General features: G+C 68.5%; 25 protein-coding genes, 1 tRNA gene and 4 pseudogenes. 13 read left to right on the top strand and 17 right to left on the bottom strand.

The genetic code is table 11. The features are described 5' to 3' along the window. Positions 1 to 208 precede the first annotated feature (208 nt). The 8 genes and pseudogenes from HJG44_RS13680 to HJG44_RS13645 form a co-directional block, all read right to left on the bottom strand. Complete coding sequence (locus HJG44_RS13680) at positions 209 to 871, bottom strand: L,D-transpeptidase (protein ID WP_171218889.1); 663 nt, start codon at positions 869 to 871, stop codon at positions 209 to 211. 70 nt (positions 872 to 941) lie between these two features. Beyond that, positions 942 to 1,964 (bottom strand): 3-hydroxybutyryl-CoA dehydrogenase, encoded by a 1,023-nt coding sequence (locus HJG44_RS13675; protein WP_171218888.1) that lies wholly within the window; start codon positions 1,962 to 1,964, stop codon positions 942 to 944. Between the two features lie 40 nt (positions 1,965 to 2,004). Further along, positions 2,005 to 2,343, bottom strand: a complete 339-nt coding sequence (locus tag HJG44_RS13670) for an HVO_A0114 family putative DNA-binding protein (protein ID WP_171218887.1) — start codon at positions 2,341 to 2,343, stop codon at positions 2,005 to 2,007. A gap of 163 nt (positions 2,344 to 2,506) precedes the next feature. Beyond that, positions 2,507 to 2,776 (bottom strand): annotated as a pseudogene (locus HJG44_RS23730) (toxin-antitoxin system TumE family protein); the annotation flags it as partial. 53 nt (positions 2,777 to 2,829) lie between these two features. Beyond that, a complete protein-coding gene (locus tag HJG44_RS13660; RefSeq protein WP_171218885.1) occupies positions 2,830 to 3,918 on the bottom strand; it encodes an NAD/NADP-dependent octopine/nopaline dehydrogenase family protein in 1,089 nt (362 codons plus the stop codon). Between the two features lie 121 nt (positions 3,919 to 4,039). After that, a complete protein-coding gene (locus HJG44_RS13655; protein ID WP_171218884.1) occupies positions 4,040 to 5,533 on the bottom strand; it encodes an AMP-binding protein in 1,494 nt (497 codons plus the stop codon). Positions 5,534 to 5,582: 49 nt separating this feature from the next. After that, positions 5,583 to 6,872 carry an acyl-CoA dehydrogenase family protein gene (locus HJG44_RS13650; protein ID WP_171218883.1) on the bottom strand — a complete coding sequence of 430 codons (1,290 nt, stop codon included), beginning with the start codon at positions 6,870 to 6,872 and terminating at the stop codon, positions 5,583 to 5,585. Continuing rightward, complete coding sequence (locus HJG44_RS13645) at positions 6,869 to 7,696, bottom strand: alpha/beta fold hydrolase (RefSeq protein ID WP_171218882.1); 828 nt, start codon at positions 7,694 to 7,696, stop codon at positions 6,869 to 6,871. Before HJG44_RS13645 ends, HJG44_RS13650 begins: the two co-directional genes overlap by 4 nt. Positions 7,697 to 7,821: 125 nt before the next feature. Between HJG44_RS13645 and kynU the strand changes: the two genes are divergently transcribed. From kynU to HJG44_RS13620, 5 genes and pseudogenes are all read left to right on the top strand, one after another. Beyond that, the gene (gene kynU / locus HJG44_RS13640) at positions 7,822 to 9,054 is read left to right on the top strand and encodes a kynureninase (protein ID WP_171218881.1); all 1,233 of its coding nucleotides are present in this window, start codon (positions 7,822 to 7,824) and stop codon (positions 9,052 to 9,054) included. A 128-nt stretch (positions 9,055 to 9,182) separates the two neighbouring features. Further along, positions 9,183 to 10,001: pseudogene (kynA, locus tag HJG44_RS13635) on the top strand (tryptophan 2,3-dioxygenase); the annotation flags it as partial. Positions 10,002 to 10,003: 2 nt separating this feature from the next. Further along, positions 10,004 to 10,843 carry an alpha/beta hydrolase gene (locus HJG44_RS13630; RefSeq protein ID WP_171218879.1) on the top strand — a complete coding sequence of 280 codons (840 nt, stop codon included), beginning with the start codon at positions 10,004 to 10,006 and terminating at the stop codon, positions 10,841 to 10,843. A gap of 40 nt (positions 10,844 to 10,883) precedes the next feature. Next, positions 10,884 to 11,861 (top strand): hexose kinase, encoded by a 978-nt coding sequence (locus HJG44_RS13625; protein WP_171218878.1) that lies wholly within the window; start codon positions 10,884 to 10,886, stop codon positions 11,859 to 11,861. Positions 11,862 to 11,968: 107 nt separating this feature from the next. Then, positions 11,969 to 12,042: transfer RNA gene (locus HJG44_RS13620), tRNA-Gln, on the top strand. Positions 12,043 to 12,111: 69 nt separating this feature from the next. On the opposite strand, the pseudogene HJG44_RS23725 reads toward HJG44_RS13620, so the two are convergent. After that, a pseudogene (locus HJG44_RS23725) lies at positions 12,112 to 12,446 on the bottom strand (integrase core domain-containing protein); the annotation flags it as partial. A gap of 827 nt (positions 12,447 to 13,273) precedes the next feature. Between HJG44_RS23725 and HJG44_RS13615 the strand changes: the two are divergent. From HJG44_RS13615 to HJG44_RS13600, 4 genes are all read left to right on the top strand, one after another. Further along, entirely contained in the window at positions 13,274 to 13,483 is a 210-nt protein-coding gene (locus HJG44_RS13615) for a cold-shock protein (protein ID WP_171218877.1), read from the top strand. Between the two features lie 58 nt (positions 13,484 to 13,541). Beyond that, positions 13,542 to 13,739, top strand: coding sequence for a hypothetical protein (locus HJG44_RS13610; protein ID WP_171218876.1), 198 nt, complete (start codon positions 13,542 to 13,544; stop codon positions 13,737 to 13,739). Between the two features lie 96 nt (positions 13,740 to 13,835). Then, complete coding sequence (locus HJG44_RS13605; RefSeq protein WP_171218875.1) at positions 13,836 to 14,198, top strand: hypothetical protein; 363 nt, start codon at positions 13,836 to 13,838, stop codon at positions 14,196 to 14,198. Positions 14,199 to 14,451: 253 nt separating this feature from the next. Then, positions 14,452 to 14,667 (top strand): hypothetical protein, encoded by a 216-nt coding sequence (locus tag HJG44_RS13600; protein ID WP_210261082.1) that lies wholly within the window; start codon positions 14,452 to 14,454, stop codon positions 14,665 to 14,667. Between the two features lie 445 nt (positions 14,668 to 15,112). Here HJG44_RS13600 and HJG44_RS13595 read toward each other — a convergent pair whose 3' ends face one another. From HJG44_RS13595 to HJG44_RS13590, 3 genes are all read right to left on the bottom strand, one after another. Continuing rightward, positions 15,113 to 16,252: a GGDEF domain-containing protein gene (locus tag HJG44_RS13595; RefSeq protein ID WP_171218873.1), complete on the bottom strand. Its 1,140-nt coding sequence runs from the start codon at positions 16,250 to 16,252 to the stop codon at positions 15,113 to 15,115. 498 nt (positions 16,253 to 16,750) lie between these two features. Next, positions 16,751 to 16,945 (bottom strand): ribosome modulation factor, encoded by a 195-nt coding sequence (locus HJG44_RS24435; protein ID WP_430395061.1) that lies wholly within the window; start codon positions 16,943 to 16,945, stop codon positions 16,751 to 16,753. A gap of 123 nt (positions 16,946 to 17,068) precedes the next feature. Then, positions 17,069 to 17,278: a cold-shock protein gene (locus tag HJG44_RS13590; RefSeq protein ID WP_171218872.1), complete on the bottom strand. Its 210-nt coding sequence runs from the start codon at positions 17,276 to 17,278 to the stop codon at positions 17,069 to 17,071. Positions 17,279 to 17,557: 279 nt separating this feature from the next. Between HJG44_RS13590 and HJG44_RS24430 the strand changes: the two are divergent. Continuing rightward, positions 17,558 to 17,650: pseudogene (locus HJG44_RS24430) on the top strand (helix-turn-helix domain-containing protein); the annotation flags it as partial. Positions 17,651 to 17,752: 102 nt separating this feature from the next. On the opposite strand, the gene HJG44_RS13580 reads toward HJG44_RS24430, so the two are convergent. Together HJG44_RS13580 and HJG44_RS13575 are read right to left on the bottom strand one after the other, a co-directional pair. Continuing rightward, entirely contained in the window at positions 17,753 to 19,162 is a 1,410-nt protein-coding gene (locus HJG44_RS13580; protein ID WP_246736203.1) for a L,D-transpeptidase family protein, read from the bottom strand. Between the two features lie 85 nt (positions 19,163 to 19,247). Next, positions 19,248 to 20,135 carry a cation diffusion facilitator family transporter gene (locus tag HJG44_RS13575; RefSeq protein ID WP_171218870.1) on the bottom strand — a complete coding sequence of 296 codons (888 nt, stop codon included), beginning with the start codon at positions 20,133 to 20,135 and terminating at the stop codon, positions 19,248 to 19,250. Positions 20,136 to 20,282: 147 nt separating this feature from the next. On the opposite strand from HJG44_RS13575, the gene HJG44_RS13570 reads away from it, so the two are divergent. Continuing rightward, complete coding sequence (locus HJG44_RS13570; RefSeq protein WP_171218869.1) at positions 20,283 to 21,194, top strand: AEC family transporter; 912 nt, start codon at positions 20,283 to 20,285, stop codon at positions 21,192 to 21,194. A 9-nt stretch (positions 21,195 to 21,203) separates the two neighbouring features. Here HJG44_RS13570 and HJG44_RS13565 read toward each other — a convergent pair whose 3' ends face one another. Continuing rightward, positions 21,204 to 21,377, bottom strand: coding sequence for a hypothetical protein (locus tag HJG44_RS13565; protein WP_171218868.1), 174 nt, complete (start codon positions 21,375 to 21,377; stop codon positions 21,204 to 21,206). Positions 21,378 to 21,564: 187 nt separating this feature from the next. On the opposite strand from HJG44_RS13565, the gene HJG44_RS13560 reads away from it, so the two are divergent. Together HJG44_RS13560 and bfr are read left to right on the top strand one after the other, a co-directional pair. After that, positions 21,565 to 21,849: a (2Fe-2S)-binding protein gene (locus tag HJG44_RS13560; protein WP_171218867.1), complete on the top strand. Its 285-nt coding sequence runs from the start codon at positions 21,565 to 21,567 to the stop codon at positions 21,847 to 21,849. Between the two features lie 75 nt (positions 21,850 to 21,924). Next, positions 21,925 to 22,437, top strand: coding sequence for a bacterioferritin (gene bfr / locus HJG44_RS13555; RefSeq protein ID WP_171218866.1), 513 nt, complete (start codon positions 21,925 to 21,927; stop codon positions 22,435 to 22,437). A 38-nt stretch (positions 22,438 to 22,475) separates the two neighbouring features. Here the strand turns inward: bfr and HJG44_RS13550 are convergent, their stop codons facing one another. Further along, on the bottom strand, positions 22,476 to 23,018 hold the full coding sequence (locus tag HJG44_RS13550; protein ID WP_171218865.1) for a GNAT family N-acetyltransferase: 543 nt from the start codon (positions 23,016 to 23,018) through the stop codon (positions 22,476 to 22,478). A 51-nt stretch (positions 23,019 to 23,069) separates the two neighbouring features. Beyond that, positions 23,070 to 25,745 (bottom strand): PAS domain-containing sensor histidine kinase, encoded by a 2,676-nt coding sequence (locus HJG44_RS13545; protein WP_210261081.1) that lies wholly within the window; start codon positions 25,743 to 25,745, stop codon positions 23,070 to 23,072. Positions 25,746 to 25,763: the final 18 nt, after the last annotated feature.

Genomic DNA, 25,763 nt, shown 5'->3' with positions numbered 1-25,763 from the left:
CCTCGTTTCTTAAGCAGACCACCGGGCCCCTCCGCGAGGCAGCCCGGTCCATGGCTCTGTTACATGCGGATGGGAGTTGCGCGCCCGCAGGTCCTTGGACGCTGCTGACGCCGCACCTCCCGTGACAGGTCCGATATAGTCCCGAGGAGAAGCCCTTCAAGACAAGCTGCTGCCCCGCGTGACACTTTTCCGCCACACGGGCACCGGCTCAGACGCGCCAGCGGCCGTTCCGCCGGACCAGAACCGTCGCACCCACGGGCACCCGGTCGTAGAGGTCGACCACGTCCTCGTTCAGCATGCGGATGCAGCCGGAGGAGACCTGCTCCCCGATGGACCAGGGCTCGTTGGTTCCGTGGATGCGGAACAGGGTGTCGCGGTTGCCCTGGTAGAGATAGAGGGCGCGCGCGCCGAGAGGGTTGTCGATGCCTGGCTCGCGCACCCCGGCCGAGGCGATCTTGAGGCTCACCATGGTGCTGGTCGGGTTCCAGCTCGGCCACTTCGCCTTGCGGCCGACACGCGCCACCCCCTTCCAGGAGAAACCCTGGCGCCCGACCCCGATGCCGTAGCGGATGGCCGTCCCGTCATCCTGGACGAGGTAGAGGAAGCGCTCGTCGATATCGACGATGATCGTGCCCGGCCGCTGGTCCCCCTTGTAGGGCACGACCTGCCGGGCGAGTTCGGGCCGCATCAGCTTGCGGTCGACCAGATAGTAGTCGTGCGGATCGTCCTTGACGGCGCCGATGTACCAGCGGTCGTAGTCGGAATCGGCCGCGGAAGCGGGCTGCGGCGGCACGGCCGCCATCTGGCTCGTCTGGCAGGCGGCCAGGGGCAGCCCGGCCAGGAGGCCGAGCAGGGCGCGTCGGGTGGTCATGATCTGCCGCGATCGGGAATCGGATCGCCTCACCTAGCAGTCGGCACCGGGGCGCGTTGTGCCCTGCGGGTCACACGTGTTGCTTCGCAGATGCAGCAATCGTCGGCTGAGGCCGGAGTTCGGGCGCGCGCGAAAGTCCGAGATGTTTCAGGAGGCCGACGAAGGCGGCGAGGCGCTCCCGGCGATATGCGTCGAGATCGAGCCCGGCATAGTCCAGGAAGCCCTCCCCCGTGCGCAGCCCGATGCGGCCCTCCTCCATGTTGCGGTGGATGACCTCCGGCGCGCGATAGCGCTCGCTGCCGAGAGCGCCTTCCAGGTAGCGGCTCGCGTGATAGAGGATGTCGCCGCCGCCCCAATCGATGAACTCGAGCAGGCCGAGCACGGCGAAGCGGAAGCCGAAGCCGACCCGGATGGCCTTGTCGATCTCCTCGGCGGAGGCGACGCCCTCCTCGACCATCCTGGCCGCCTCGTTCATGGCCAACGCCTGGATGCGCGGGACGATGAAGCCGGGGCTCGACCTGCAGACGACCGGGACCTTGCCGATCCCTTCCAGCACCGTCTTGAGCCGTTCCGTCACCGCGGCATCCGTGGCGCTGCCCGGCGAGACCTCGACGAGCGGCACGAGATAGGCGGGATTGAGCCAGTGAGCGTTCAGGAAGCGCTCGGGCCGCGCCACCGCCACGGCCATGTCGTCCACCATGATGGTCGAGGTGGTCGAGGCGATGACCGCGTCCGGACGGGCGAGGCGCGAGGCGTCGGCCAGCACCTCGCGCTTGAGGGCGAGGATCTCCGGCACGCCCTCGAAGACGATCCCGGCTCCAGCCAGCGCCGTCCCGCGCTCCGCCGCCGGCACCACCTCCACCCGTGCGGCCAGAGTGTCCACGGCAGAGGGATCGAACAATCCGAGCGAGGCGAGGCTGGCCAGGATACCGCGCACCTCCCCGAGGGCGGCATCGCTCAAGGCCCGGAAGCCGTCCGCATCGCGCTCCTTCACGTCGAGAAGGAGCACGCTGTGCCCGGCATAGGCGAAGGCGACCGCGATGCCGCGCCCCATCCGGCCTGCGCCGAGGCAGGCGATCAGCGGGCGGGTCATGGTGTGGCTCCCATGGTCGGATCGCGGCGATGAACGACCGTCAGGCCGAGGCCACGTCGATCCGATCCCGTTCGCCGAACGGATCGATCGTCACCTGGAGCTCCCGCACGACCACTTCGGGCACACGTCTGTTGTCGACGCGCTTCAGGACGAGCAGACCGGCACTGGCGAGCTTTTCGAGAGTGCGGCTCAGGTTCGACTCGGCGCGGTCGACCTTTCGGGCCAGCTCGGCGATCGATTGCGGTCTCTCGTCGCGGATCACGCGCATCAGGACCCGGTTTTCCGGCGTGAGGATGCGGGCAAGGGCTTCGAGCGAATTGAAGCTTGCGACGTTCGCGCCAGGCGGGGCCCGCCGCTCGCCTCTCGCGACCGCCCGCATCTGCGCCTCGAGCTCGCTCAGGCTCATGAGCCGATGTTCCGTCACCCTCGCCTCCCCGCACGGTCACGCCGACCACCGTGTCGCCGATCCCATGCTCCCCGAGCACGCGTCGGACTTCCGCGAAGAAGTCGGCGAGCAGCTGGTCTGCGTCCTTGAACTCATATGGCCGGCCTTCATCGGCTTCCGTTCGGTGCCAATGATCGTGGCTGACCGGCCTCGCCTTCGTTCCAGCCCGTTTCGGCACGGAATGAGCGTTGTCGAAGCCGAGAATGCGCTCGCCGGAAGGCTTGTGGAGCGTGAACGAGTACCGCAGCCCATGGGGTCTCTCCCGACTCGGCGTCGTGCGGACGATCTCGAATTTCAGCCAGTATCCCTGCTCCAGCCAATGAACGCGGCCATCGAAGTCGAGCAGGAATTCCAGTGTATGGTCCAATACCCCATCCTATGGTGATATGATAGAGTGAGCGCAGATCGGCATCATCTTCGTCAGAACCCCTCCCTCAACAGCCGCTGCAGCGCGTTCCGGTCGAGCTGCCCGAGCCCGAGATCGGCGAGGGTCCGACTCCTGATCTCCCCCGCATCGGCGCAGATGGCGCGGCCGATCGCCAGGAAGGCGCGGGCGAGCGGCGTCTCCACGCCGGCGAGCTCGGCGACGGAGACCAGGAAGGAAAGACCCAGGAGCAGGTCCTCCCGCATGTAGCGATGCTGCGTCAGGACCAGCGTCTCGCGCCAATCGCCGGAATCGGTCAGCCGGTCGTGCGAGCCGCGGCCATACATCCACTCGGCCCCCTCGCGGGCATAGTGGTCCGCGAGCGGGAAATGCGGCGCGCCGTAGCCGAGCGCCTCGCGCACACGCATCCGCTCCGCGTCGAGGCGGTCGGTGACGCGCCGGATCGCGGGCTGGGTGCCCTCCTTGTGGATGTCCCAGCGCTCGAAATGCTCGATCGGCCCCGCATTCATCACGATGAGCGGCGGATGGATGATCGGGCCGGCATTCATCAGCGCGCCGGACAGCGCATCACCGCAGGAGGTGACGACGCCCGGGAAGGCGCGACCGATCACATCCAGCGCCCATTCGGATGCCGTCGCCGGAAAGGTCCCGACCGGCAGATGCTTCGCCCTGACGGTGATCGCGACCTCGCGCGGTCCGTGCTTCCTGGCGAGCCAGGGGAGCGTGCCCGTCTCGGCAAAGGCGGCGCCCTCGGCCGTGCCGGCCCGCCGCGCGGCCTCGGCGAAGATCATCGAGCCGAAGGTCGCCGGAGGCAGGAAGACCACCTGCCCGGGCTTCAGATGCGGAGCGAGCCGGGCCGCGATGTCGGGCTGGGCGAAGGCCGGCGCCGGGCAGAGGATCAGCTCAGCTCCATCGATGGCGGCCGCGATGTCGGTCGTGGCGAGCGCCAGCCTCGCTTGGTGCCGCCCGGCATGATCCTTCACGGTGATGGCGGAACCGTTCCCGGCGAGGTCGGCGATCGCCTCCCCGTCGCGGCGCCACAGCCGCACCTCGTGGCCGGCGAGCGCGAAATCGCCGGCGGCGGCGAAGGACCCGTTGCCGCCGCCGAGTACCGCAATCTTCATCGAGACACCTTTGTCATTCCGGACGCACGAAGTGCGATCCGGAAACCACGGCTAGGCTCCGGAGCTTGATCGTGGGTTCCGGGCTCTCGCTTCGCGCGCCTCGGAATGACAGGTCGCGCCATCATCGGCGCTCCCGCAGCAGGTGGTGCTGCACCTTGCCGAGCGCGCTCTTCGGCAGGCTGTCGGCGAAGATGAAGTCCTTCGGCGCCTTGAACCGGGCAAGCTGCGACAGGACATGTGCCGACAGGCTTTCGGCCGTGCAGGATGCGCCCGCGCGGAGGACGACATGCGCGACCGGCACCTCGCCCCAGCGCGGGTCGGGGCGGCCGATGACGGCGCATTCGGCCACCGCCTCGTGCTCCAGCAGCACGCGCTCGATCTCGGCCGGGTAGATGTTCTCCCCGCCCGAGATGACGACGTTCTTCTTCCTGTCGTGCACGTAATAGGCGCCGGCCGCATCGCGAGAGGCGATGTCGCCGGTGCGGAACCAGCCGTCCACGATGCTGTCACGCGTGGCGGCCTCGTCCCGCCAATAGCCGGAGAGGATCTGCGGCCCCCGAATCCAGATCTCGCCGGAGGTGCCGTCCGGCAGCTCCCGCCCGGCATCGTCGACGAGCTTCGCCTCGCAGAACGGGCCGGGCCAGCCGGTCGATCCTTCCGGCCGCGGACCGCCCAGGCGCGTATAGACCGAGATCGGGCAGGTCTCCGTCGCGCCGTAGACCTGGAGCACCGGCACGCCACGCCGCTCGAAGGGGTCGATCAGCGCCTGGGGCACATAGGTCGAGCCGGTCGTGATCGCGCGCAGGCTCGACAGGTCGGCCGAGCCGAAACCGGGATGAGAGAGGACGGCCCCGAGCGTCGCCGGCACGAGGACCGTCAGCGTCGGCCGGTCGTCCGCGATGGCGGCGAGCGTCGTGTCTGGCGCGAAGCGCGAATGGATCGTGACCGTCGCACCTTGATGCAAAGCCGGCGTCGTCTGGATGTTCAGCCCGCCGACATGGAAGAACGGCAGGACGGTGAGGACGTGGTCGTCCGATGTCAGGCCATGCATGTGCTGGCTCATGACGCCGTTCCAGACGAGGGCCTCCTGCCGGAGCAGGGCGCCCTTGGGCCGCCCGGTGGTGCCCGACGTATAGACCACGAGGAGCGGGTCCGAGAGCCGGCCCTCGCATCGGGAGCTTCCCTCCCCGCCGGATGCGATCAGCTCGCCCAGGCTCCCCGCGGCTTCACCCACGGAAAACAGGGGCAGGTTCGAGCGCCCGGCGGCGAGCTCCGCTGCTTCCTTGGCGAAATGCTCGTCCGCCACGAAAAGGGCCGGATCGGCATCGGCCAGGATGTATGCGAGCTCCGGCCCGGCAAGGCGCCAGTTGAGCGGCACCAGCATCGCGCCGAGCCGGGCGCAGGCATAGAGGAGGACCAGCGTATCGGGGTGGTTGTAGGCGAGGATCGCGACCCGGTCGCCCTTCCCTATCCCGAACTCGCCGGCAAGCAGCGCGGCCGTCGCTTCGATACGCCCGCTCAGCGCACCGTAGGAGATCGTCCCGCCCTCGAACCGGAGCGCAACCTTGCCCGGCGCGAAGGCGGCGTTGCGACGGATGACGTCGGCGAGGTTCACAGTTCCCCTCCCCCCGCTTGCGGTGGGGAGGGAATGCCGCGTGCGGTCCTCACTCGTCCGTCTCGCCCGGCTCGTAGAGCGCGGCACGGCCGATCCGGTCGACGCAGAGCTCCGCCGTCCAGGGCAGCATGAGCGAGCCGCAGCGGCTGTCGCGGAAGATCCGCTCGAGCGGCAGCGACTTCAGCATCGACTGGCCCCCGCAGGTGCGGATCGCGAGGCGCGCGATGTCGTTCGCACCCTCCATGACCGCGTATTGCGCCGTCCAGGCCCGGATCACCTGATCCTTGGACGGATCGGCGCCCGCCTCCGAGACCGCCTGGAACCACACGGCTTTCAGCTGCTCGAGCTTGATCCGCATCTCGGCGACGGCGATCTGCTTCGTCGGGTACTGGCGCCGCTTCACGGGCGGCGTGCCGGGCTGCTCGCCTCGCAGATATCGCACCGTGAAGTCATAGGCCGCCTGCGCCTGGCCAACATAGGTCGGCGAGAGCGTCAGGAACATGTGCGGCCAGCGCGAGGCAGCCTGGAAATAGGTGCCGCGCGGCATCAGCGCGGCCTCCTCCGGCACGAACACGTCCTTGAAGATGAGCGTGCGCGAGACGGTGCCGCGCATGCCGAGCGGGTCCCAGTCGCCGACGACCGACACGCCCTCGGCCTTGGCGGGAATGGCGAGATACAGGGTGTTGCGGCGCGAGGCCTTCTCGTCCGGGCCGATCTCGGTGCAGAGGATGCCGTAATAATCCGCATGGCCCGCGAGCGAGGCGAAGATCTTCTTGCCCGAGACGAGCCAGCCGCCGTCCGTCGGCACGGCGCGGGTCTCGAAGGCGACCCCGCCCGCCGCCGCCGCGCCGCCTTCCGAGAAGGGCTGCGAATAGACGGCCCCCTCCTCCACGATGCGGCGGTAATGCAGGGAGCGCCGGCGCTCATGCTCCTCGCGCTCCTGCGGCGTGAGGTCGAGATCGTCGACGATCGCGCCGGACCACAGCGTCGAGCAGACATGCATGTTCCAGGAGAGCGCGGTGGCGCCGCAATAGCGCCCGATCTCGGCCGCGACGATCGCGTAGGTCTTGTAGTCCGCGCCCGCGCCGCCCTGCTCCTTGGGGATGCAGATTGCGAGAAGGCCCGCCTTGTGGAGGTCCTGGTAGTTCTCCGTCGGAAAGCGCGCATCCCGGTCGTAGCCCGCGGCGCGCTCGGCGAAGACGGTCTGGGCGAGCGCCCGGGCCCTGTCGGCGAGAGCGGCCGTATGCGCCGACAGCCTGAACGCCTTCGGGTCGAAGAGAGGCGGATCGAGATCGGCGGGACGCACGGCCTCGAACAGGTCTGGGGCGCTTGCGGTCACGAGGCAGCTTCTCCGGTTGCGAGTCGGCGGTTCAGGAAGTCGAGCACGGCGCCGTCGAATGCCTCCGGCGCCTCCGCAAAGGCGAGATGGCCGATCCCGTCCAGGCAGACGTACTCCGCCCCCGGAATCCGCTCCGCCATCTTCGCCATGGTCGGCGCCGGCGCGTTCTGGTCTTTCGACCCGGCGATCAGCAGCGTCGGGACCGAAATGCGCCCGAGCGCCTCGCGCTTGTCGAATCCGACCAGCGCCATCACGCTGGCACGCCATGTCGCTTCCGGGACGGCCGCGACGCAGTCTCGCGCGAGCGCGAAGGCGGCAGGATCCGGGTCCTCGCCCAGGAGCGACGCAGCGATCGCCGGGGCGAGCGAGGGCATGGTCTCCCCGCGGTCGAGCGGGCCGAGGCGCGCGGCCACGAACTCCTCCGCCCAGCGCGGATCCTTGCCGCCGAAGGCCGGCGTCGTCTGGGCGAGGACGGCGGCCCGGATCGGCCCGAGTCGGTCCGCCATGTAAGTCTGGACGATCATGCCGCCGATCGAGTGGCCGACGAGCACGGGCGACGCGAGCCGGAGCGTGCGGAGGAAATCCGCCACCGCTTCGGCATAGGTCCGGATGCCGGTCTCGGCGAGCGGCTGCGAGCCGCCGTAGCCGGGCAGGTCGAGGGCGATCGCCCGATAGCGCGGAGCGAAGCTCTCGAGCTGGCTCGACCAGAGCCGCGCGCCGCCGCCGATCCCGTGCAGGAAGACCACAGGCTGAGCCCCGTCCGGCCCGGCCGCCAGATAGCTGAACCGGCCGTCCCGGGTTGTCGCCGCGATCGCCTGCCCCATCTGCCCTCGTCCTGTCCCGGTTGCACGATAGCGCGGCTGTTCGGGATGAAAAGAAAATCTTTTAAGCTTCAAGCATTCCGGTCTAGCCTTCAGGGCGCGCAAGTCCCGCAGCCCGGAGGCCGGACATGACGATCGCCCGCGAGGCCTGCCTCGCCCAGGACAGGGACGACCCGCTCGCCTTCGCGCGGGAGCGGTTCGAGCTGCCGCCGGGCGTGATCTATCTCGACGGGAACTCGCTGGGAGCGCTGCCGAAATCGGTTCAGCCCCGGATGGAGGATGCCATCCGGCGCGAATGGGGACGGGACCTGATCGCCTCCTGGAATACGGCCGGCTGGTACACGGCACCGGGACGGGCGGGCGAGAGACTGGCCCGTCTCCTCGGCGCGAAGCCGGGCGAGGTGACGATCACCGACTCGATCTCGGTCAACCTCTTCAAACTGCTCGTGGCCGCGGCCCGGATGCGGCCGGACCGCCGCGAGATCCTGGCGGAGGCGGGCAACTTCCCGTCCGACAATCACATCGTGGAGAGCGTGGCCCGGCTCCTCGGCCTGGAGCCCCGCTTCGTGCCCGCCGGCGAGATCGCCTCTGCCGTGACGCGGGACACCGCCGTCGCGACGCTCTCCCACGTGAACTACCGCACGGCCGAGATGCAGGACATGGCGGCCGTCACCGCCGCGATCCACGCAGCGGGTGCGCTGGTCGTCTGGGACCTCGCGCATTCCTCCGGCGCGGTCGAGCTCGATCTGGATGGCTCCGGCGCCGATTTCGCGGTGGGCTGCGGCTACAAATACCTGAATGGCGGCCCGGGCTCGCCGTCGCACGTCTTCGTCGCCGAGCGGCACCAGGCTGCGTTCGACCAGCCGCTCCAGGGCTGGTTCGGCCACGCCGATCCGTTCCGGTTCGAGGATGGTTTCGCCAAGGCACCGGGGATCCGCGCCGCGCTCTGCTCGACGCCTCCGATCCTGTCCTTGCTCGCCTTTGAGGCAGCGCTCGACGCGTTCGACGGGATCGCGATGCGGGACGTCGCCGCGAAGGGCCGCGCGCTCTGCGATCTCTTCATCGCGCTCGCGGACGAGAAGCTCGCGCGCTTCGGCGTGACGCTCGCGACGCCCCGCGACGGCTCGCGCCGCGGCAACCACGTCTCGCTGCGCCATCCGGAGGCCTTCGGCATCGTCCGGGCGCTCATCGCGCGCGGGATCGTCGGCGATTTCCGGGCACCGGACGCCATGCGGTTCGGCTTCGCGCCGCTCTATATCCGCTTCGTCGACATCTTCGATGCGGTTGCGGCCATGGAGGAGGTGATCGCGACGGGGGCTTGGCGCGAGCTTGCGCCGGTCGAGGCGGGAGCGGTGACGTGAGCGGGAAGTCCACATCGTCATTCCCGGCGACCGCGGAGCGGCCGGGAAGGCAATCCAGTGCGCCGGCCGGCTCCCCTTCCCCTCCGGCGGCCTCGCGGCCTCCGGCCGGGGATGACAAGGGTGCTGCCCCCGCCTGGCACGACGCCAAGCTCGATTTCCGCAAGGACATGTCCTACGCGGACTACCTCGACCTCGACCGCATCCTGGCCGCGCAGCACCCGCTCTCGCGCGATCCGAACGAGCTCCTCTTCATCATCCAGCACCAGGTCTCGGAGCTCTGGATGCGGCTGATGCTGCACGAGATCGACGGCGCGATCGCGGCGATCCGCGACGACCACCTGCCCCAGAGCTTCAAGGCGCTGGCGCGCGTCTCCCGCATCATGGAGCAGCTCGTGAACGCCTGGAGCGTGCTCGCGACCATGACCCCGTCCGAGTACAGCATCATCCGGCCGCATCTGGCGAACTCGTCCGGCTTCCAGTCCTTCCAGTACCGCGCGATCGAGTTCCGGCTCGGCAACAAGAACCCGGCCCTGATCGAGCCGCACCGGCACGATCCGGCCCGCCTCGCGGTCGTGGAGGCGGCCTATGCGGAACCCTCGCTCTACGACGAGGCGGTCCGCTGCCTCGCCCGGCGCGGCTTCGCGATCGGGCCTGCCGTGCTGGACCGCGACCTGACGCAGCGCATGCCCGAGGACCCGACAATCCTCGCCGCCTGGACGGAAGTCTATCGCGATCCCGACCGCCATTTCGATCTCTACGAGCTGGCCGAGGAACTCGTGGACCTCGAGGAAGCCTTCCGGCTCTGGCGCTTCCGGCACGTCACGACGGTTGAGCGCATCATCGGCTTCAAGCGCGGCACCGGCGGGACCGCCGGCGTATCCTATCTGCGCAAGATGCTCGACGTGGTCCTCTTCCCGGAGCTATGGCGGCTCCGCACGGAGCTGTGAGCATGGCGGAGGGTGACCGCGACTGGGCGGAGCGCGAATACAATCCGCGCCTTCTCGTCCCGCATGCGCTCGAGATTTACGGGAAGTGGCCGGCCCGCGCCGAAGCGGCCCGGCGCCGCCATCCGCCGATCGCGGATATCCGCTACGGCGAGCATCCGCGCGAGGTGCTGGACCTGTTCCGGGCCGAAAACGCCCGCGGCACGGTGCTGTTCATCCATGGCGGCTATTGGCGCGCCTTCTCCAAGTACGATTTCTCCTGGGTGGCGGACGGCTTTCTGCCCTTCGGCCTCTCGGTCGCGATCCTCAACTATCCGCTGACGCCCGAGGTGCCGCTCGCCCGCATCGTCGCGGCGGCGCGCGACGCCTTCGCCAGTCTCTACGCCGACGTGCTCACGCCAGCCGAGCGGAGGCGGGTGGTCGTGACCGGCCACTCGGCCGGGGGCTATCTCTCCGCCCTGCATCTCGCGACCGCCTGGGACGATTACGGCCTGCCGGAAGATCCGCTCGCGGGCTGCGTGCCGATCTCGGGCGTGTTCTCGCTCGCTCCCTTGATCGACACCACGATGAACGACGCGATCCGGCTCGATCTGGCGCAGGCGGGCGAGCTCAGCCTCTACGGCAAGCCGTGGCGCTCGCGCGCCCCGCTGACGCTCGTCGTCGGCGGCGACGAATCGGCCGAGTTCCACCGGCAATCGGAGGACCTCGCCTCCGGCTGGGCGGAGCTGGAGCCGAAGATCCTCGACATCCCCGGCCGGAACCATTTCGACGTCATCGACGGCCTGGCGGAACCCGGCTCGGAACTTCACGCGGCCGTCATGGCCATGATCGAGGCCGCGCGCTAACGAGGGGGGACCTGCAGACCATCCCCTGACCGGAGCCGCCGTGAAGCCGATCGCCACCCTGACCCTCAACCCCGCCATCGACGGGGCCGCCGAAGCCGAACAGGTCAGGCCGATCCGCAAGATCCGCACCTCCAACGAGCGCTACTTCCCCGGCGGCGGCGGCATCAACGTCGCCCGGGTGGTCCGGGAGCTCGGCGGGTCCGCGCTCGCGCTCTACCTGTCGGGCGGCGTTCCCGGACCGCTCCTCGACGCGCTCCTCGACGCGACCGGCATTCCGGCCAAACGCATCCCGATCGCGGATCATACCCGGATCAGCCATGTCGTGTTCGAGCGCTCGACCGGGCTCGAATACCGCTTCGTGCCGGAAGGACCGGAGATCGCGCCGGCCGAGTGGCAGGCGGCGCTCGACGCCGTACGGGAGCTCGACTTCGCCTATATCGTCGCCAGCGGCAGCCTGCCGCCCGGCGTGCCGGCGGATTTCTACGTCCGGGTCGCCGCGATCGCGGCCGAGAAGCGGGCGAAGCTCGTGCTCGACAGCTCGGGCGAGGCGCTGCGGCGCACGCTCGGCCGCGGCGTCCTCCTCGTGAAGCCGAGCCTCGGCGAGCTCGAATCGATCGTGGGCAAGCCGCTGCGGGACCCGGCCTCGCAGGAGCGGGAGGCCGTGGCGCTCGCGCGTTCCGGCGCTGCCGAGATCGTCGCCGTCACGCTCGGCAGCGAGGGCGCGCTTCTTGCCACCCGCGACGGCACGCTGCGCCTCGCGCCGCCCCCGGTCGAGGCGAAGAGCGCGGTCGGCGCCGGCGACAGCTTCGTCGGCGCGATGACGCTCGCGCTCGCGCAGGGCCGCGCGGTCGAGGACGCTTTCGCGCTCGGGCTCTGCGCCGGGAGCGCCGCCGTCCTGTCGGTCGGGACCGAGCTCTGCAAGCGGGAGGATGTCGAGCGGCTCTACGCCGCGCTCCCTCCCGCTCCGCGGCTCGCCTCCCCTGCATCGCCGGTTGCTCCGTCGCGCGCGGAGCATTGACCCACCGCCCGTTCCGCCCTATCTGACCGCGACCGACGCCCGGCCACCCGCCGCGGCGCAGATCCCTGTCTCGGCAGCATGGATCGCAGGGCCGCCAGCGGCTCCGTTGGGGGATAGTTTAACGGTAGAACAGCGGACTCTGACTCCGTTAGTCGTGGTTCGAATCCACGTCCCCCAGCCAACCTAGAAGACGTTCGCAAGTGAGGCGGCGGAGTTGCCCCATTTCCGTGGACAGTGACGTGGTCGGGTCTCAGCTCTCGAACGTCATCTTCATCTCATAGGCGCTCGGGGATATGTAGCACAGGTCGGAGTGTCGCCAGCCGAGTTGTGCCAGCCCTCGATATAGCTGAAGAGCGCCATCCGGCTTCTGCCTGCGAGGCGAAGCGGCGGCGGGCCAGGAGCTCGCATTCGAGCGTGGCGAAGAAGCTATCGCACATGGCGCTGTCGTAGGCGTCGCCGACCGAGCCCATCGAGGTCGCGGACCCCAGCCTCGCGACAGCGCCCTCCGAAGGCGAGATACGTGTATTGGCTTCCCTGGTCGGAGTGGTGCACGACGTCCGCCGGCCGGCGCTGGCCGAGCGCCAGCTGAAGACGCCGAAGGGCCTCACGCCGCGTTCATCTGCAAGCGCTGGACAATCGAGCGGGAGCGCTTCACCCGCAGCCCGCTCCAGCAAATGCCGGGACCGTACATCTTCTAGGGCGGGGGTTATCCAGGTTACGGTGACAATGCCAAAGGCCGCACCTGGACGGCCGACGAGTTCCAACGCGTCTTCGATGAGGAGACGTGAACGACCTCTCATCCGAGGACCCGCATGCCTGGCCGCGTGAAACTCGAGCCGAGCGACGCTCGCACCAGCGCTCAGACGACGCTGATCCGCCCGAGGCAGGGGCCGGATGAACTCCCCATTTTACGCGGCAACGATAGAAGCGGCGATCTACTGTGCAGCGGATGCGAGAGCGTTCTGTTTGCGGCAACGAGCCCTGAGTTTTTCTACCAGAACCTGTCTCCCCGCCGGCGGCTCACGGTGCAATGCCCCGAATGCGGCGCCTACAGCGCGGTCCCGGCGCCCGCAGACGATAACCATGGCGGCGCCTAGGTCGAGAGGACAATCAGCGACAAAAGCCCCGAGCCGAGACCCGGACCTGGCTCGCTTGATGGTCGGGAGGGCGGAGTTGACGAGAGATCCGTATCTCTCTCGACAAAGTCGCGCCCTACAAAATTTTTCTTGGGCCACATTGTAATTTTTGTCCGGACGGCGTAGGTATAGTCATCGACTTTGGCCGGACAATCGGGCCGTCGCTCCTGGCATTGCCGAGCGCACGTTCAGACTTCTCTCCAATTATCGACAGCGGAGACGGATTTGCATCCCGCAGGTCCGACTTACGTGCATTCACATGTCAAGGAACACGAAATGATCAACGGAACAGTCAAGTTCTACAACGAGATGAAGGGCTTCGGCTTCATCGCTCCCGAGGACGGCGGCAAGGACGTGTTCGTCCATGCGACCGCTCTGGAGCGGGCCGGCATGCGCAACCTCGTCGAAGGCCAGAAGGTCTCTTTCGACACGGAAGCGGATCGCCGCACCGGCAAGATCGCGGTCGGCAACATCCAGAACGCCTGATCGGGCTCCAGGGGAGAAGCGCCGCTTCTCCCCTTTTTCTTATCCGGAGGAGGCTCGCGTGGCGAGATTTGTAGGACACGCGCTCGGGCGAACCCCCGCCGAGACGCTGCAGCAGGCAAGCGGGTATCTCTCCGAGAAGGAGATGCCCAAGGCGAACGTCCCCGCGCGCGGTAAGCGCTTCTCGCCCCGGCAGGCAGCAAAGGTCGAGCCTGATGCGCTAAGGCAGGAGCCCGCAGCCGACGAGGCGCAGGATTAGTCTCTTGCGCCCGCTCCCGACCCGAGGAGTCGGCGCCGTTCGGGAGCGCTCTGCTCACGCGAAACGCGACGCCGAGCGCCGGAACAGTCGGCAATCATGAGCGACCACACGAAGAGCGCGCGCGCCAAAGCCGAGGCGGAATTTCAGAAGGTCCAGAGCGAAGCTCGCGACCGCGACAGGATCCGCGACAGGCGGCATTCGGAGACACAGGCTCGCGACGACAACACGGCTCGGTTGAAGGCCTTGCGCTTGGCGGCGGACGGGGCCGAGAAGAGGGAAGCGGTCGTGAAGCAGAACGCGGCCGAGGCACGTTCTCACGCGGCCAGCGCTGCCGATAAGGAAATGGCAGGGATCGAAGCGACGGCAGATCAGAAGGTCGAACGTCGTAAGGCTCTGACCGACGAACCGGCGCTCGTCGCGAAAGCTCGCACCAAGCGGCCGCGCCAGCGTAGTGGCTGATCAAACGCTTCCTTCCGTTGAAGAGCGTCGTGGCGCGATCGGCCGGCACTGCCACGGCATGACCGATGCACCCTATCCGCGACGATGATGAACGCGGCCGCCAGGAGGTCGCCCGCAAGCACGCGGCTTGGCTGCGAACGCGGATGCTCCTCGGTGTCGTTGCCATCTTGGTCGGGGCGATTGCAATCCAAGTTCTGGTCGGGTGGGTGCGGGGTTAATCCAGAGGGACACGATCACGAAGCCAGGAGCCCAGATGGAGCAACTAGCTGCAATGCGGTCCTTCACGATCACGCTCGCGACCCCCGTGGGCGCACTCTCCGTCCGCAGAGGCACCGCCGCAGAGGCCCTTGCGAAGGGCCGCGAGCTTGCGACCGAATCCACTGATCGGGTGATTATCACCGACCCGGACGGCCGGTCCTTCGAGCTGGCGGATTTCGCGGCGGACCGGTCGGAAGACAGCACGGGTTGAGAGACGATGCGCCTCACCGTCAGGCCGGGAGGGAGCACGTCGAGCGGCGGATTGGCAGATCGCAATGACGCGCGCGACGCTCTCGACCTCGTCCAGAACATGCTCGATCGAGGCCCGACAGATATCGACGTCCTGGATCCTGATGGGAGTCGCGACGATCTCGCGAGCTCGAGCGGTCGGCGAAGGAGACAGAGGATGGCGGCGATGGCACGCCTACCGCTTGCTCCGGCTCGTGCTGAAGGCGGTATCCCGGCAGACGTTGAGGATGCGGGTCGGCCTACCTATGCAGCAGACCAGCGCGGCGCCGCCGATGAGGATCATCGCGGTTCGGTTCGTCGGTGGTAGTGGGCATCAGCGAGCCGCAACGCTGCTCATCTGCTGAACGCGCTCTGACATCGTTGCTCGAAAGCGGGCACCCCAGCGGCAGGCATGATCAAGCCCCTTTCTACGAGGCGCGGGCGGATTCCGACACGACGGCCATCGCGAGGGTGCCGCGGCCCCGGTTTTTCGCGCGATAGAGCGCGGCGTCGGCCTTTCCGACAAGACTGGCCGGGTCTGTACCGTCCTGCGGGGCTACGGCCACACCGACGCTGGCGCTGACATGGATGTCACGGCCCGCGATGTCGAAGGGCATCTTGAGAGCCCGGACGATCCGTTGCGCGACAAATTCTGCCTGGTCGCGTGAGGTGCAGTTCACTTGGAGCACGACGAACTCGTCTCCGCCCAGCCTGACCGCGAGATCGCCCTGCCGGAGTAGCCCTTCAAGCCTCGCCGCCGCGGCCCTCAGAAGCGCATCGCCGATCACGTGGCCGTACATGTCGTTCACCGGCTTGAAGCGATCGAGGTCGACGAAGTGGACCGCGACTCCCTGGCCGCGCGCCAGTGCATCCTCCAGCTGCTCCTCGAACTGTAGGCGGTTCGCGAGCCCGGTCAGAGAATCGCGGCGCGCGAGCCCGTCGAGATGGTGCTTGAGCTGAACTTGGTCGCGGACCGCCCGGTAGATATAGGCAGTCGTCTCGACACCCCCGAGCGCGAACGTTGCGAGCACCGCCGCGAGAATCATGTGCTCGATCGTGCCGGTCTGAACCAGCGCGAGGACCGGCGGAGTCGCCGCGAGGGCGAGGCCCGACAGCGCGATCCACGGTCGGATCGAGACTCGAGCGACGAGGCCCGCACCGAAGCCGAACAGCAGCGCAATCACGAGTTCGTGCACGAGCGGCGTGCCGAGCGTGATCGTGCGCGCGGTGAATAGCCCGAGGACCGAGCCAAAGGCCATGGTGCCCGCCCCAAAAATGCGCTCCCAGACCTGGACTTCGTTCGGCGCGATGGGGCGCTGTGCCCCTCGCGCCCGAAACCGGAAGATGATCCAGATCCGGACGCATGAAACTGCCATGCCGAGCAGGTAGAGGGCGGTGAGCCAGGAATCTCGGCTCTCTCCCAGATAGAGGACGACCCCACCGACCACCGCGTAGCTCAGGGAGACCAGAGCGAGCGGCATCATTGCGTCAAAAAGCGGCGCGGTCAGCTCCAGTCGCACTTCGGGAGAGAGGGCCTGCCTGCCCTGACGTGGAGCGTTCGCCTGCAATACGTCCTCGCTACGGAGGAGGGAGAACCTGCCTCAGCTCCGTAAAGAGAGCGTTGCGGCCGCCAGCAGATCTAAGATGCAATCCCAGCCCGCCTGGGACGCACCCATGGGGCCGCTGGGGCGCTCAGCCATTGGACTTGAGCGGGGCTCACCGTGTCCCTGCGCTGGTCCGAACCGTGTATGCTGGGCGGGAAGCGGGAGCGAAACCGATCATGTCAGAGCGACGAGAGCTGTACCGAAGCCCGAACGGGGATGCCTGGTTTCTCGGTCGCGAACCGCAGAACGGGCACGCCTTCGTGATCCATCAGCCCAATCCCGGTTCTGGCGGCCATGTCTCACATATCGAGCTTGGAGCCTTCTTGAGCCGCGACAGAAACCGCCCAGAATGCCAGGCCATCCTACGGCTGATTGGCACGCTCGTCGAAATTCCTCCATATGCCGAGCGCCCGCTGCCCCCCCGCGAATGAACAGCTTGCGCACGAGGTGCTGCGGCGATCGCTAGCCGAAGATTTTCACCTGGTCTGCCACCACGTCAGGCTCATCCGTTCCGCATCTCCACCCCTCGCTCCAAACCACTCGCGCGGCCGATCCGGCAGGGTAAGGGCAGCTTTCAAGGGGCGTGCCGTCTAGGCCCGCCTGCATGCCAGCCTCGAGGACTTCTCCATCCCCGAAGGCTTTGTTGCGGTTGTGCATGGTTGGGCCTGTACCCCGTTCAAAACGGGTGGTCGCGTCGTATCGCTGCCGAGCTGCGATCAAGAAAAAGGCCGCCTCCCGGGAAGGAAGCGGCCCATAGCGACGTCGAGAGCCGGAGGCTGCTTACGCAGCCTGGATGTTGCCGACCGCGATCTTGCCGCTCCGGCGATCCGCTTCCGTGTCGAAAGAGACCTTCTGGCCTTCGACGAGGTTGCGCATGCCGGCCCGCTCCAGAGCAGTCGCATGGACGAACACGTCCTTGCCGCCGTCCTCGGGGGCGATGAAGCCGAAGCCCTTTGTCTCGTTGTAGAACTTGACTGTGCCGTTGATCATTTCGTGTTCCTTGACATGTGAATGCACGTAAGTCGGACCTGCGGGATGCAAATCCGTCTCCGCTGTCGATGATTGGAGAGAAGTCTGAACGTGCGCTCGGCAATGCCAGGAGCGACGGCCCGATTGTCCGGCCAAAGTCGATGGCTGTACGTACTTCATCAGATTGAAAAAGGCAACATGGCCCGAGAAGATATTGCGGGTCGGCGTGAACGAGGATCTGTTGTTGCCGCCGAACAACCGGACACGGTCACGGGACAGAGCGAGCCTTGATGAACTCGCGTGAGGGCTCTGGCTAAGCGCTACGGCGTCAGCCCGACCACGATCCAGAAGTGGCGTAAGCGATCCACGACGACCGATGCCAGAATGGGGCCGTGCCGGCTGGACATGCAGGCGAACTTTTGCGCTTGGCGGGCTGCCTGCCCACCGCGGAGCCTTCGCGCCCTCCGGTCGGAAGAGAGCCTCTCCGCAAGCCTGCTATCCGCCCCTTCCTCCGAGCGCGCCGGTCACGAGCGATTCGATCGTGAGCCCCTCGCCTCCTTCGGGAGCGGCGGGAGCCGCCTCCCGGTCCAGCCCGTAGATGTCCTCGCGGAAATGGACGGTCCCGTCGGGCGTGGCGTAACCCGTGAGGTAGGTCCAGATCACCGGGATCTGCCTGGTCAGCTTCACGTCGATGCGCTGTCCGGACGCGATGGCCGCCGCGATCTCGGCCTGGCCCCAGCTCGAGCCCGGACCGTTCGGGCCGGGCTGGCCCTCCAGCACCCATTGCGCGAGCTCGCGAATGCCCGAGACCCGCACGCAGCCGGAGGAGAGATTGCGGGCATTGCGCGCGAAGAGCTTCTTGGACGGCGTGTCGTGCATGTAGACGGCGAGCTTGTTCGGCATGTCGATCCGGATCTCGCCGAGCGAATTGTCCACTCCCGGATCCTGCCGGAGCGTGTAGGTCGCGGCCTTGTCCGTCGACCAGTCGATCGTCGCCGGGTCGATCTCGGCGCCCTGCCCGTCGAAGATGCGGATCTTCATCCTGGCGAGATAGCCGGGATCCTTGCGCATATGCGGGATGATGTCCTTCCTGATCAGGGACACCGGCACCGTCCAGGTCGGGTTGAAGTTCACGTTCTGGATGCGGGCCGCGATGGTCGGCGAGGGCCGATCGGTCTTGCCGACCACGGCGACATGGCGCTTCGCGACGACCCCGCCCTGGACGGCCTCGACGGTTGCGGCCGGGATGTTCACCGCGACGTAGCGCTCGCCGAAGGGAAACCTGGACCCCATGAGGCGGTTCGCCGAGGCCTGGAGCTGGCGTATCCGGACCGAGACCGGCACGTTCAGCTCGACGAGGGTGCGCGGCCCGACGAGGCCGAGAGCCGGCAGCCCGTGCCGGTCCTGGAAGCGGCGGATAGCGGCCTGCACCGCCTCGTCCAGCGCATCGCCCCCGGCGAGATCGGCCGAGAGATCGCCCGACGCGATGAGGCGCGCCCGCAGCGCGGCGACATGCGGTCCCCTGTCGCCGGGCTTTGCGCGCGTGATCTCGTTCGGGACGGTCGCCCAGCCCCCCGCCTCCGCGATGGCGCGATAGCGCTCGACCGCGTTCATGGTGGCCACGAAGGTGCCCGGCCCGAGCGTCGGCGTCGGGTCGGCGGAGAGCTTCACGGGCTCGGGGACGGCCGCGGGCTGGGCGGGCTTCGCCTGGGCGCCGGGAGTTGGCACGGGCTGGGCGGGCGCCGGGACTGCGGGGAGCGCCGGAACTGGCCGGGGCGGAGCAGCGGGCTCCTCCTGCGCGAGCTTGGGGAAGGGCGGACGCGGGGCCGGGGCGGGCTCGGCGAGAGCCGTGGCCGCAAAGCCCGCCAGCCCGAGGGCCAGACCTGCCGATCCGCTCCGCACCATGGTCCCGTCCCGACGCAACATGCGCGGGAGCATGGTTGACGAAGGTTGAAGAAGTCTGACCCGATCCGAGCCGCCCGGGTCCGGGTTACAGCACAACGATCCCGGAATGCTTCGCCTTGTTCTCGGGCTCGACATGGATCGTGACCAGCGCATCCGGCACGTCGGCCCTGAGCGCCCGCTCCACCGCGTCGCAGATGTCGTGCGCGTCCGAGACGGTGAGGTGGCCCGGCACGACGAGGTGGAAGTCGATGAACGTCATGCGGCCGGCATGGCGCGTGCGCAGATCGTGCGCCTCGATCGCGCCCTCCGCATTGGCCGAGATCACCTCGCGGATCCGCGCCAGAGTCTCCGGCGGCGCCGCCTCGTCCATCAGGCCGCCGAGCGACTCGCGCATCACCTTCCAGCCGGACCACAGGATGTTCAGCGCCACGACCGCCGCCAGCGCCGGATCGAGGATCGGGAGGTCGAAGGCCCAGGCCGCCCCGAGACCGGCGAGCACGCCGGCCGAGGTCAGGACGTCGCTGAGGAGATGCTTGCCGTCCGCGACCAGCGCCTGCGAGCGCAGCCGCCGCCCCGCGCGGATCAGGAGCCAGGACCAGGCCGCGTTGACCACCCCCGCCGCGCCGTTGATCGCAAGCCCGAGCCCCGGCGCGTCGATCCGGCGCGGCTGGAAGACGGCCTCCCAGGATTCGCGCAGGATGAGCAGGGCGGCCACGATGATCAGCGCGCCTTCGAGCACGGCCGAGAAATACTCGGCCTTGGTGTGGCCGTAGGGGTGGTTCGCGTCGGCGGGCTGCGCGGCGATGCGGATCGTGTAGAGCGCGACGGCGGCGGTCACGACATTGATCACGCTCTCCAGCGCGTCCGAGAACAGCGCGACGCTGCCGGTCACGTGATAGGCGAGCCATTTCAGCCCGAGCACCAGGAGCGCCACCCCGATCGAGGCCGCGGCGAGCTTTTGCCGTTTGTCCATCCGAGGCCCGTGACGGTCGCGTCGATGCCGAAGGGAGCGGCTGCTAGCACGCTACCACACGGATTTGCAGGCCCGGCGACGTCGCCGCCGTACCTCCCATGGTCTCCCCCTTGCGCTCGCACGTACGTTCCGCGAAGCCGCGCGGACATGGCCGCCTGGATCAACGCCTTCTTCCCGACTTTCGCGCTGATCGGGCTCGGGCTGCTGCTGCGCTGGCGCCTGCTTGCCGATCAGGCGGTCTGGGGCGGGATCGACCGGCTCACCTTCTTCGTGCTCCTGCCCTCCCTCCTCGCCTCCTCGATCTCCACCGTGAAGCTGTCCGAGCTCCCGCTCGGTTCCCTCGCGACGACGATCTGGATCACGCTCGGCCTCGCGACCGTGTCGGCGCTGATCCTGTCGCGCCTCCTCGGGCATAACCGGGCCGCGATGACCTCCGTGGTCCAGGGCGGTATCCGCTTCAACAACTATGTGGCCCTCGCGATCTCGGCCGGTCTCTACGGCGACGAGGGTTTGGCTTTCGGCGGCGTCGCGGCCGGGCTGATCGTGCCCTGCGTGCAGGTGATCCTGACCGTGGTCTTCGTCGTGAGCGACGGCGGCCGCCTTCAGCCGCTGAAGCTGCTCCGGCAGATCGCCATCAACCCCCTCCTGCTCGGCTGCCTTGTCGGCTTCGCCTTCGCGGCCGCGGGCGGCATGCCGCCCGGCATCGCGCCGCTCGCGCGTTCGCTCGGCCAGGCGGCGCTGGCGCTGGGCCTCCTGTCGGTCGGCGGCGGGCTGGTGGTCGGAGCCTTGCGGGAGGCCCCCCTCACCCAGACGCTGGTCGGCCTGCAGAAGCTGCTGCTCGTGCCGCTCGTGACGCTCGGGCTGGCGCGCCTCTTCGGGCTTCCTGCCGGCCCGGCCGCCATCGCGACGCTCACGATGGCCATGCCCACCGCGTCCACGGCCTATGTCATGGCGCGCGCAATGGGGGGCGACGCCCGCCTGATGGCGGCGATGATCACCCTCCAGCACCTCGCGGCCGTCGTCACGCTGCCGCTTTGGGCGCTCTTCCTCGCCGGCTGAGGGCGGCCGCTACTTTTTCGTCGCTTCCTTCACGGCATGGGCGAGCTTGTCGCCCTGGTGCTTTGGGCTGTCGCCCGTCGCCTTTGCACCCGTCTTGCCGAGAGGCGGCTCCGTGCCGGCCTTGAGCTTGTCGCCCTGCCGCTTCGGGCTGTCCGCGCTTCCCCCCGCCTTTCCGTCCGCCATGTGAACCTCCCTTCCGAGCCCAACCCCGGACGAGAGCCCGGGTTGCCATCCCGGCATCCGCCCGTCCAGCCATTCCGTGGCAACCTACCGCAACGGAGGTGACGCCGGAGCCCTTGGCGAGGCCGCAGCGAGATGCTAAGTGATTGATATCACAGCTTGTTTTGAATCCTTCCAAACTGCGGCTCCCGTGATCGTCTGCTCCTGCAACGTTCTGTCCGATGGCGACGTCAAGTCCTGCCTCGCGCCCGGTCCCGGCTGTCCGCGCACGCCGGCACAGGTCTATACCTGCCTGGGCTGCAGCCCGGATTGCGGACGCTGCGCCCGGACGATCCGCTCGATCATGGATCAGGCCCTGCGGGCAGCCGCCGAAGAGGCCTGCGGAGCCTGCCCCCTCACCTGCGGCCTCGACCACGAGCACGTCCATCGCGGCCACGCCGAACAGGCTCCCGCGCTGGCCAACGCCAACATTTGAAATCGTTCTAAACTAGCTGGACAATCCGCCCCGATCGCCCTAGATGCCTCCCATCATCATGCATGTGAGGATGGGATGAAGGGCGACCCCAAGGTCATCGACTACCTGAACCGCGGGCTCCGCAGCGAGCTGACCGCCGTCAACCAGTACTGGCTCCATTACCGCCTTCTGGACGACTGGGGCTACAAGGAGCTCGCCAAGAAGTGGCGCAAGGAATCCATCGAGGAGATGGAGCATGCCGACCGCTTCGTGACCCGCATCATTTTCTTCGAGGGCTTCCCGAACATGCAGGTGCTCGATCCCCTGCGCATCGGGCAGAACATCAAGGAGATCCTCGAATGCGACCTCGCGGCCGAGGTCGAGGCTCGGGCGCTCTATCTCGAGGCGGCGAAGTACTGCGACAGCGTCAACGACCGCGTCTCCAAGATGCTGTTCGAGGACCTCGCCTCGGACGAGGAAGGCCATATCGATTTTCTCGAGACCCAGCTCAACCTGGTCGAGCAGCTCGGCCTGCAGCTCTACGCCCAGAAGCATGTCGGCCATGTCGACGAGGGCGGCGCCTCCGGCAGCCCGGGCCTGGAAGGCTGACGATTCCGGGGGGGCGCCTCGGCACCCCCTTCCGGTCCTCACGACAGGCGCAGCCGCGCCTCGACGAGATTCGCCTCGCCGGCTGCCGAAAAGGTGAAGCCGAGCTCGCGGCAGAGCGCGATCATGTTCACGTTCTCGCGCAGGATCAGGCCGAGGACGGAGCGTAGACCCAGCTCCTTCGCGCCCTCGAGGACGAGGTCCATCAGCGCGTGGCCGAGGCCAAGGCCTTTCAGGTCCGAGCGGACCAGGACGGCATACTCCCCCTCGTCGTCCGAGAGCCGGTGGACGCGTCCGACGCCCAGGAGCCGCCCACTCCCCGGCTCGATGGCCGCATAGGCCCGGCCGTGTTTCCGGTCGAAATGCGTGAGCCGGAAGATCTGGTTCTGCGGTATCTCCCGCATCGCGACGAGGAAGCGGAGGCGGCGGTCCTCGTCGCTCACATGGCTGTCGAATTCGGGATAGAGCGCGTCGTCCTCCGGGCGGAGCGGGCGCAGCAGAACCTCCCGCCGGTCGGCGAGAACAATCCTGCGCGGCGGGACGTCGAACGCGTCCCGCCTCTCGATCTCGGCGGCCTGGGTCACGGGCCTGTAATCTGGGGGCCGCGGACCGGCTCCCCAAGGCTGGCCGGCCGGTTAATCCTCGGCCAGAACCCGTGCGGGCGGGAACAGGACTTCGACGAGCGTGCCCTCGCCGCGGCGGCTCGAAATTGAGAAGCTGCCGCGATTGGCCTCCACCAGGGCCTTTGAGAGCGGAAGCCCGAGACCGGTGCCGTCCTCCCGCCGCACGACCGACACCTGGCGGAACGGTTCCAGGGCCTCCGCGATCTCGGCCGGGGTCATCCCGATGCCCGTGTCCCGCACGCGGAAGACGAGTTCGCCGCGCTCCGTGAGGCTCGTGGAGACGATGACCTGGCCGCCCGGGCCGGTGAACCGGATGGCGTTCGACACCAGGTTCAGGGCGATCTGGCGGATGGAACGTTCGTCGGCAATGAGGCGCGGCAGCCTGGACGCGAAGCTCGTGCGCATCACAATGCGCTCGCGCGCGGCGGCAGGCTGCATCATGCCGACGCTCTGGGCGACGATCTCGTTGAGATCGAGGCTCGTGAAGACGAGCTCGCTGCGGCCGGAGGTGACCTTCGCCAGATCGAGAAGGTCGTTGACGAGGCTCACGACATGCCCGCCGGAATCGTGGATGTCGCGGAGGTAGTGCTTGTAGCGCTCGCTCCCGACCGGGCCGAAGCGCTCCTCGAGCATGATCTCGGCAAATCCGATGATCGCGTTGAGCGGGGTGCGGATTTCGTGGCTGATCCGGGCCAGGAACTCCATCTGCCGCGCGGCGGCCTCCTCCGCGGCCCGGCGCGCGCCCTTCAACTCGGCTTCCGTGCGGCGGAAAGCCGAGACGTCGCGGAACAGGAGCGCCAGCGACGGGCCGAAAGCCGTCCCGATGGAGCCGGCGCGCGCCAGGAGCGGAACGGGCTCCCCGGTGCGCGGCCTGCCGAGCAGCTCGACATCCTTCGCCTCTCCCGGCCCGGCCGTCGCGCGCGCCGCGTCGACGAGGTCGATCGCGGCCCTGTGGCTCTCCACGGCGATGAGGGTCGTGAAGCCCTCGCCGGCGATCTCGTTCTCGCGATAGCCGAAGATCCGCTCGGCGGCAGCATTGGCCGTGAGGATGCGGCCGGCCCCGTCGATCGTCACCAGCCCGAGACCCGCGAGATCGAGCGCGCCGCGCAGTTCCTGAAGGCGTGCGTCGCGCCGGCCGATCTCGAGCTCGAAGGAGCGCGCGGCCCCGTCCGAGCCAGCCTCGGGCAGAGGGCGCACCAGGACGAGCGAGGCAGGCCCGTCGCCCCATTCGACGCTCGTCAGCCTTGCTTCGACCGGCAGGCTCCGCCCACCCTTCCCCACGAGCGCCAGCGAGCCTTCCCGCGCTTCGAGCCGGCCGGCGAAGAGCCGGGACACGCCGCGAAGCTCGCCGATGTCGCGGTAGCCGAGAAGGTCGAGCACCGAGCGGTTGGCGAAGAGCGGCGCCTCTCCTCGCAGGACGAGAATGCCGACGGGCAGCCGCTCCAGGATCCGGACGGCGTCCGGCTCGCGCGGACGCGCGGCCGAGATGGACACGATCTCGGCCGGGAGGCGCGGCGCGGGCTGGTCCTGGGCGTCGTCCGTCTCGAGACGCGCTCCCAGCGCCCGGGCGATCTCCCGAAGGGCGCCGCGTTCCGAGACCGAGAGATGGGGCTTCGCTTCGCCGGACTCCACCACGGACTCGCTCCGGGCGGCACCGCGGCCCCCTGCATCCGGATCTGTGAGAGGCCGAAGCGGCACCGCACGGGCGCCGCCGAGCTGGGCCCCCACCCGCGCCTGGATCGGCTCGAAGGCGAGGTCGACCGACCCGGCCTCCTCACCCGCCAGATGGAGCAGGGGCAGCTCCGATCCTTCCGCCTCCGCTTCGGCTTCGTCCGGCCTCTTCTCCCCGACATCCGCTTCGGCCTGGAGCCGCAGGACCGGGCTGTCCGGCGCCGGCCGGATCTCGTCTGCGCGGCAGAGCCCGAAACCGCGGAACCCTTCGAAAACATGTCCCCGCCCGAAGACCGGCATGCCGCCCAGGTCGACGGGAACCACATAGGAGGTATCCGCCACGCGCCACAGAACGGTCTCGTCGCTCCAGGTCGAGCGTCCGCTCAGAAAGGAGGCGATCCGGTCCGGCTCGTCGAGCACGAAGCGGTCGAGGATCTCCGCCCAGGTCAGGCCTGTGATCGCGGCGTTCTCCGCCCCCACCACCTGGCCGAGCGGCGGCGAGACGGAAACGAAGCGCCCATCCCGGTCCATGCTCCAGATGAACCGAAGGCGTCCCTGACGCCGGACCCGCTCCACGAAGGGTGCCGTCCGGCCCGAATCTGCGGGGCCGTCCTCTCCGCCGCGAAGGCCGATTCTAGCCGGAAGCGGGCCGGTGAAAACGGTGACGAGCACCGGCTCTCCCTCAACCTCCATGAGGCGGCAGGCGAGTTCGGCCGGGGCCTCGCCGGGCTCGTCAGAGAAGGAAAGCCGCTCGATTCGTACGCCCGCTGTCGGGGCGAGGCCGCCGGCAAGCGCCGCGAGGCGGCGATGCGCCGGAAAGCGCGCCGTCACGCGGCCGTCCGAACCCGCGAGTTGCTCCGCCACGGCCCGAGCCGCGGACGAAGCCCAGAGCACGCGCTCGGCCGTCCGATCCCATGCGATGACCGCGGCCTGCGGACCGAGCGACCCGGCCAGGGCCGGATCGCCGGAGAGTGCCGCGACGGCTGCCTCGATCCCGTTCGTCACGATCCTGCCCAAGCAACGACGCCGTCATGA

Source organism: Enterovirga aerilata, from assembly GCF_013044135.1.
In the GTDB taxonomy this organism is placed as follows: Bacteria; Pseudomonadota; Alphaproteobacteria; order Rhizobiales; family Beijerinckiaceae; genus Enterovirga; species Enterovirga aerilata.
This window is presented reverse-complemented; position numbering and strand designations above follow the sequence as displayed.

Bases quoted from the DNA above. Each gene is read 5' to 3' on its own strand.
- HJG44_RS13680 (WP_171218889.1), bottom strand. From the start codon at position 871: ATGACCACCCGACGCGCCCTGCTCGGCCTCCTGGCCGGGCTGCCCCTG.
- HJG44_RS13675 (WP_171218888.1), bottom strand. From the start codon at position 1,964: ATGACCCGCCCGCTGATCGCCTGCCTCGGCGCAGGCCGGATGGGGCGC.
- HJG44_RS13670 (WP_171218887.1), bottom strand. From the start codon at position 2,343: ATGCGGGCGGTCGCGAGAGGCGAGCGGCGGGCCCCGCCTGGCGCGAAC.
- HJG44_RS13660 (WP_171218885.1), bottom strand. From the start codon at position 3,918: ATGAAGATTGCGGTACTCGGCGGCGGCAACGGGTCCTTCGCCGCCGCC.
- HJG44_RS13645 (WP_171218882.1), bottom strand. From the start codon at position 7,696: ATGGGGCAGGCGATCGCGGCGACAACCCGGGACGGCCGGTTCAGCTAT.
- kynU (WP_171218881.1), top strand. From the start codon at position 7,822: ATGACGATCGCCCGCGAGGCCTGCCTCGCCCAGGACAGGGACGACCCG.
- HJG44_RS13630 (WP_171218879.1), top strand. From the start codon at position 10,004: ATGGCGGAGGGTGACCGCGACTGGGCGGAGCGCGAATACAATCCGCGC.
- HJG44_RS13615 (WP_171218877.1), top strand. From the start codon at position 13,274: ATGATCAACGGAACAGTCAAGTTCTACAACGAGATGAAGGGCTTCGGC.
- HJG44_RS13605 (WP_171218875.1), top strand. From the start codon at position 13,836: ATGAGCGACCACACGAAGAGCGCGCGCGCCAAAGCCGAGGCGGAATTT.
- HJG44_RS13600 (WP_210261082.1), top strand. From the start codon at position 14,452: ATGGAGCAACTAGCTGCAATGCGGTCCTTCACGATCACGCTCGCGACC.
- HJG44_RS24435 (WP_430395061.1), bottom strand. From the start codon at position 16,945: ATGCACAACCGCAACAAAGCCTTCGGGGATGGAGAAGTCCTCGAGGCT.
- HJG44_RS13590 (WP_171218872.1), bottom strand. From the start codon at position 17,278: ATGATCAACGGCACAGTCAAGTTCTACAACGAGACAAAGGGCTTCGGC.
- HJG44_RS13580 (WP_246736203.1), bottom strand. From the start codon at position 19,162: ATGGTGCGGAGCGGATCGGCAGGTCTGGCCCTCGGGCTGGCGGGCTTT.
- HJG44_RS13575 (WP_171218870.1), bottom strand. From the start codon at position 20,135: ATGGACAAACGGCAAAAGCTCGCCGCGGCCTCGATCGGGGTGGCGCTC.
- HJG44_RS13570 (WP_171218869.1), top strand. From the start codon at position 20,283: ATGGCCGCCTGGATCAACGCCTTCTTCCCGACTTTCGCGCTGATCGGG.
- HJG44_RS13565 (WP_171218868.1), bottom strand. From the start codon at position 21,377: ATGGCGGACGGAAAGGCGGGGGGAAGCGCGGACAGCCCGAAGCGGCAG.
- bfr (WP_171218866.1), top strand. From the start codon at position 21,925: ATGAAGGGCGACCCCAAGGTCATCGACTACCTGAACCGCGGGCTCCGC.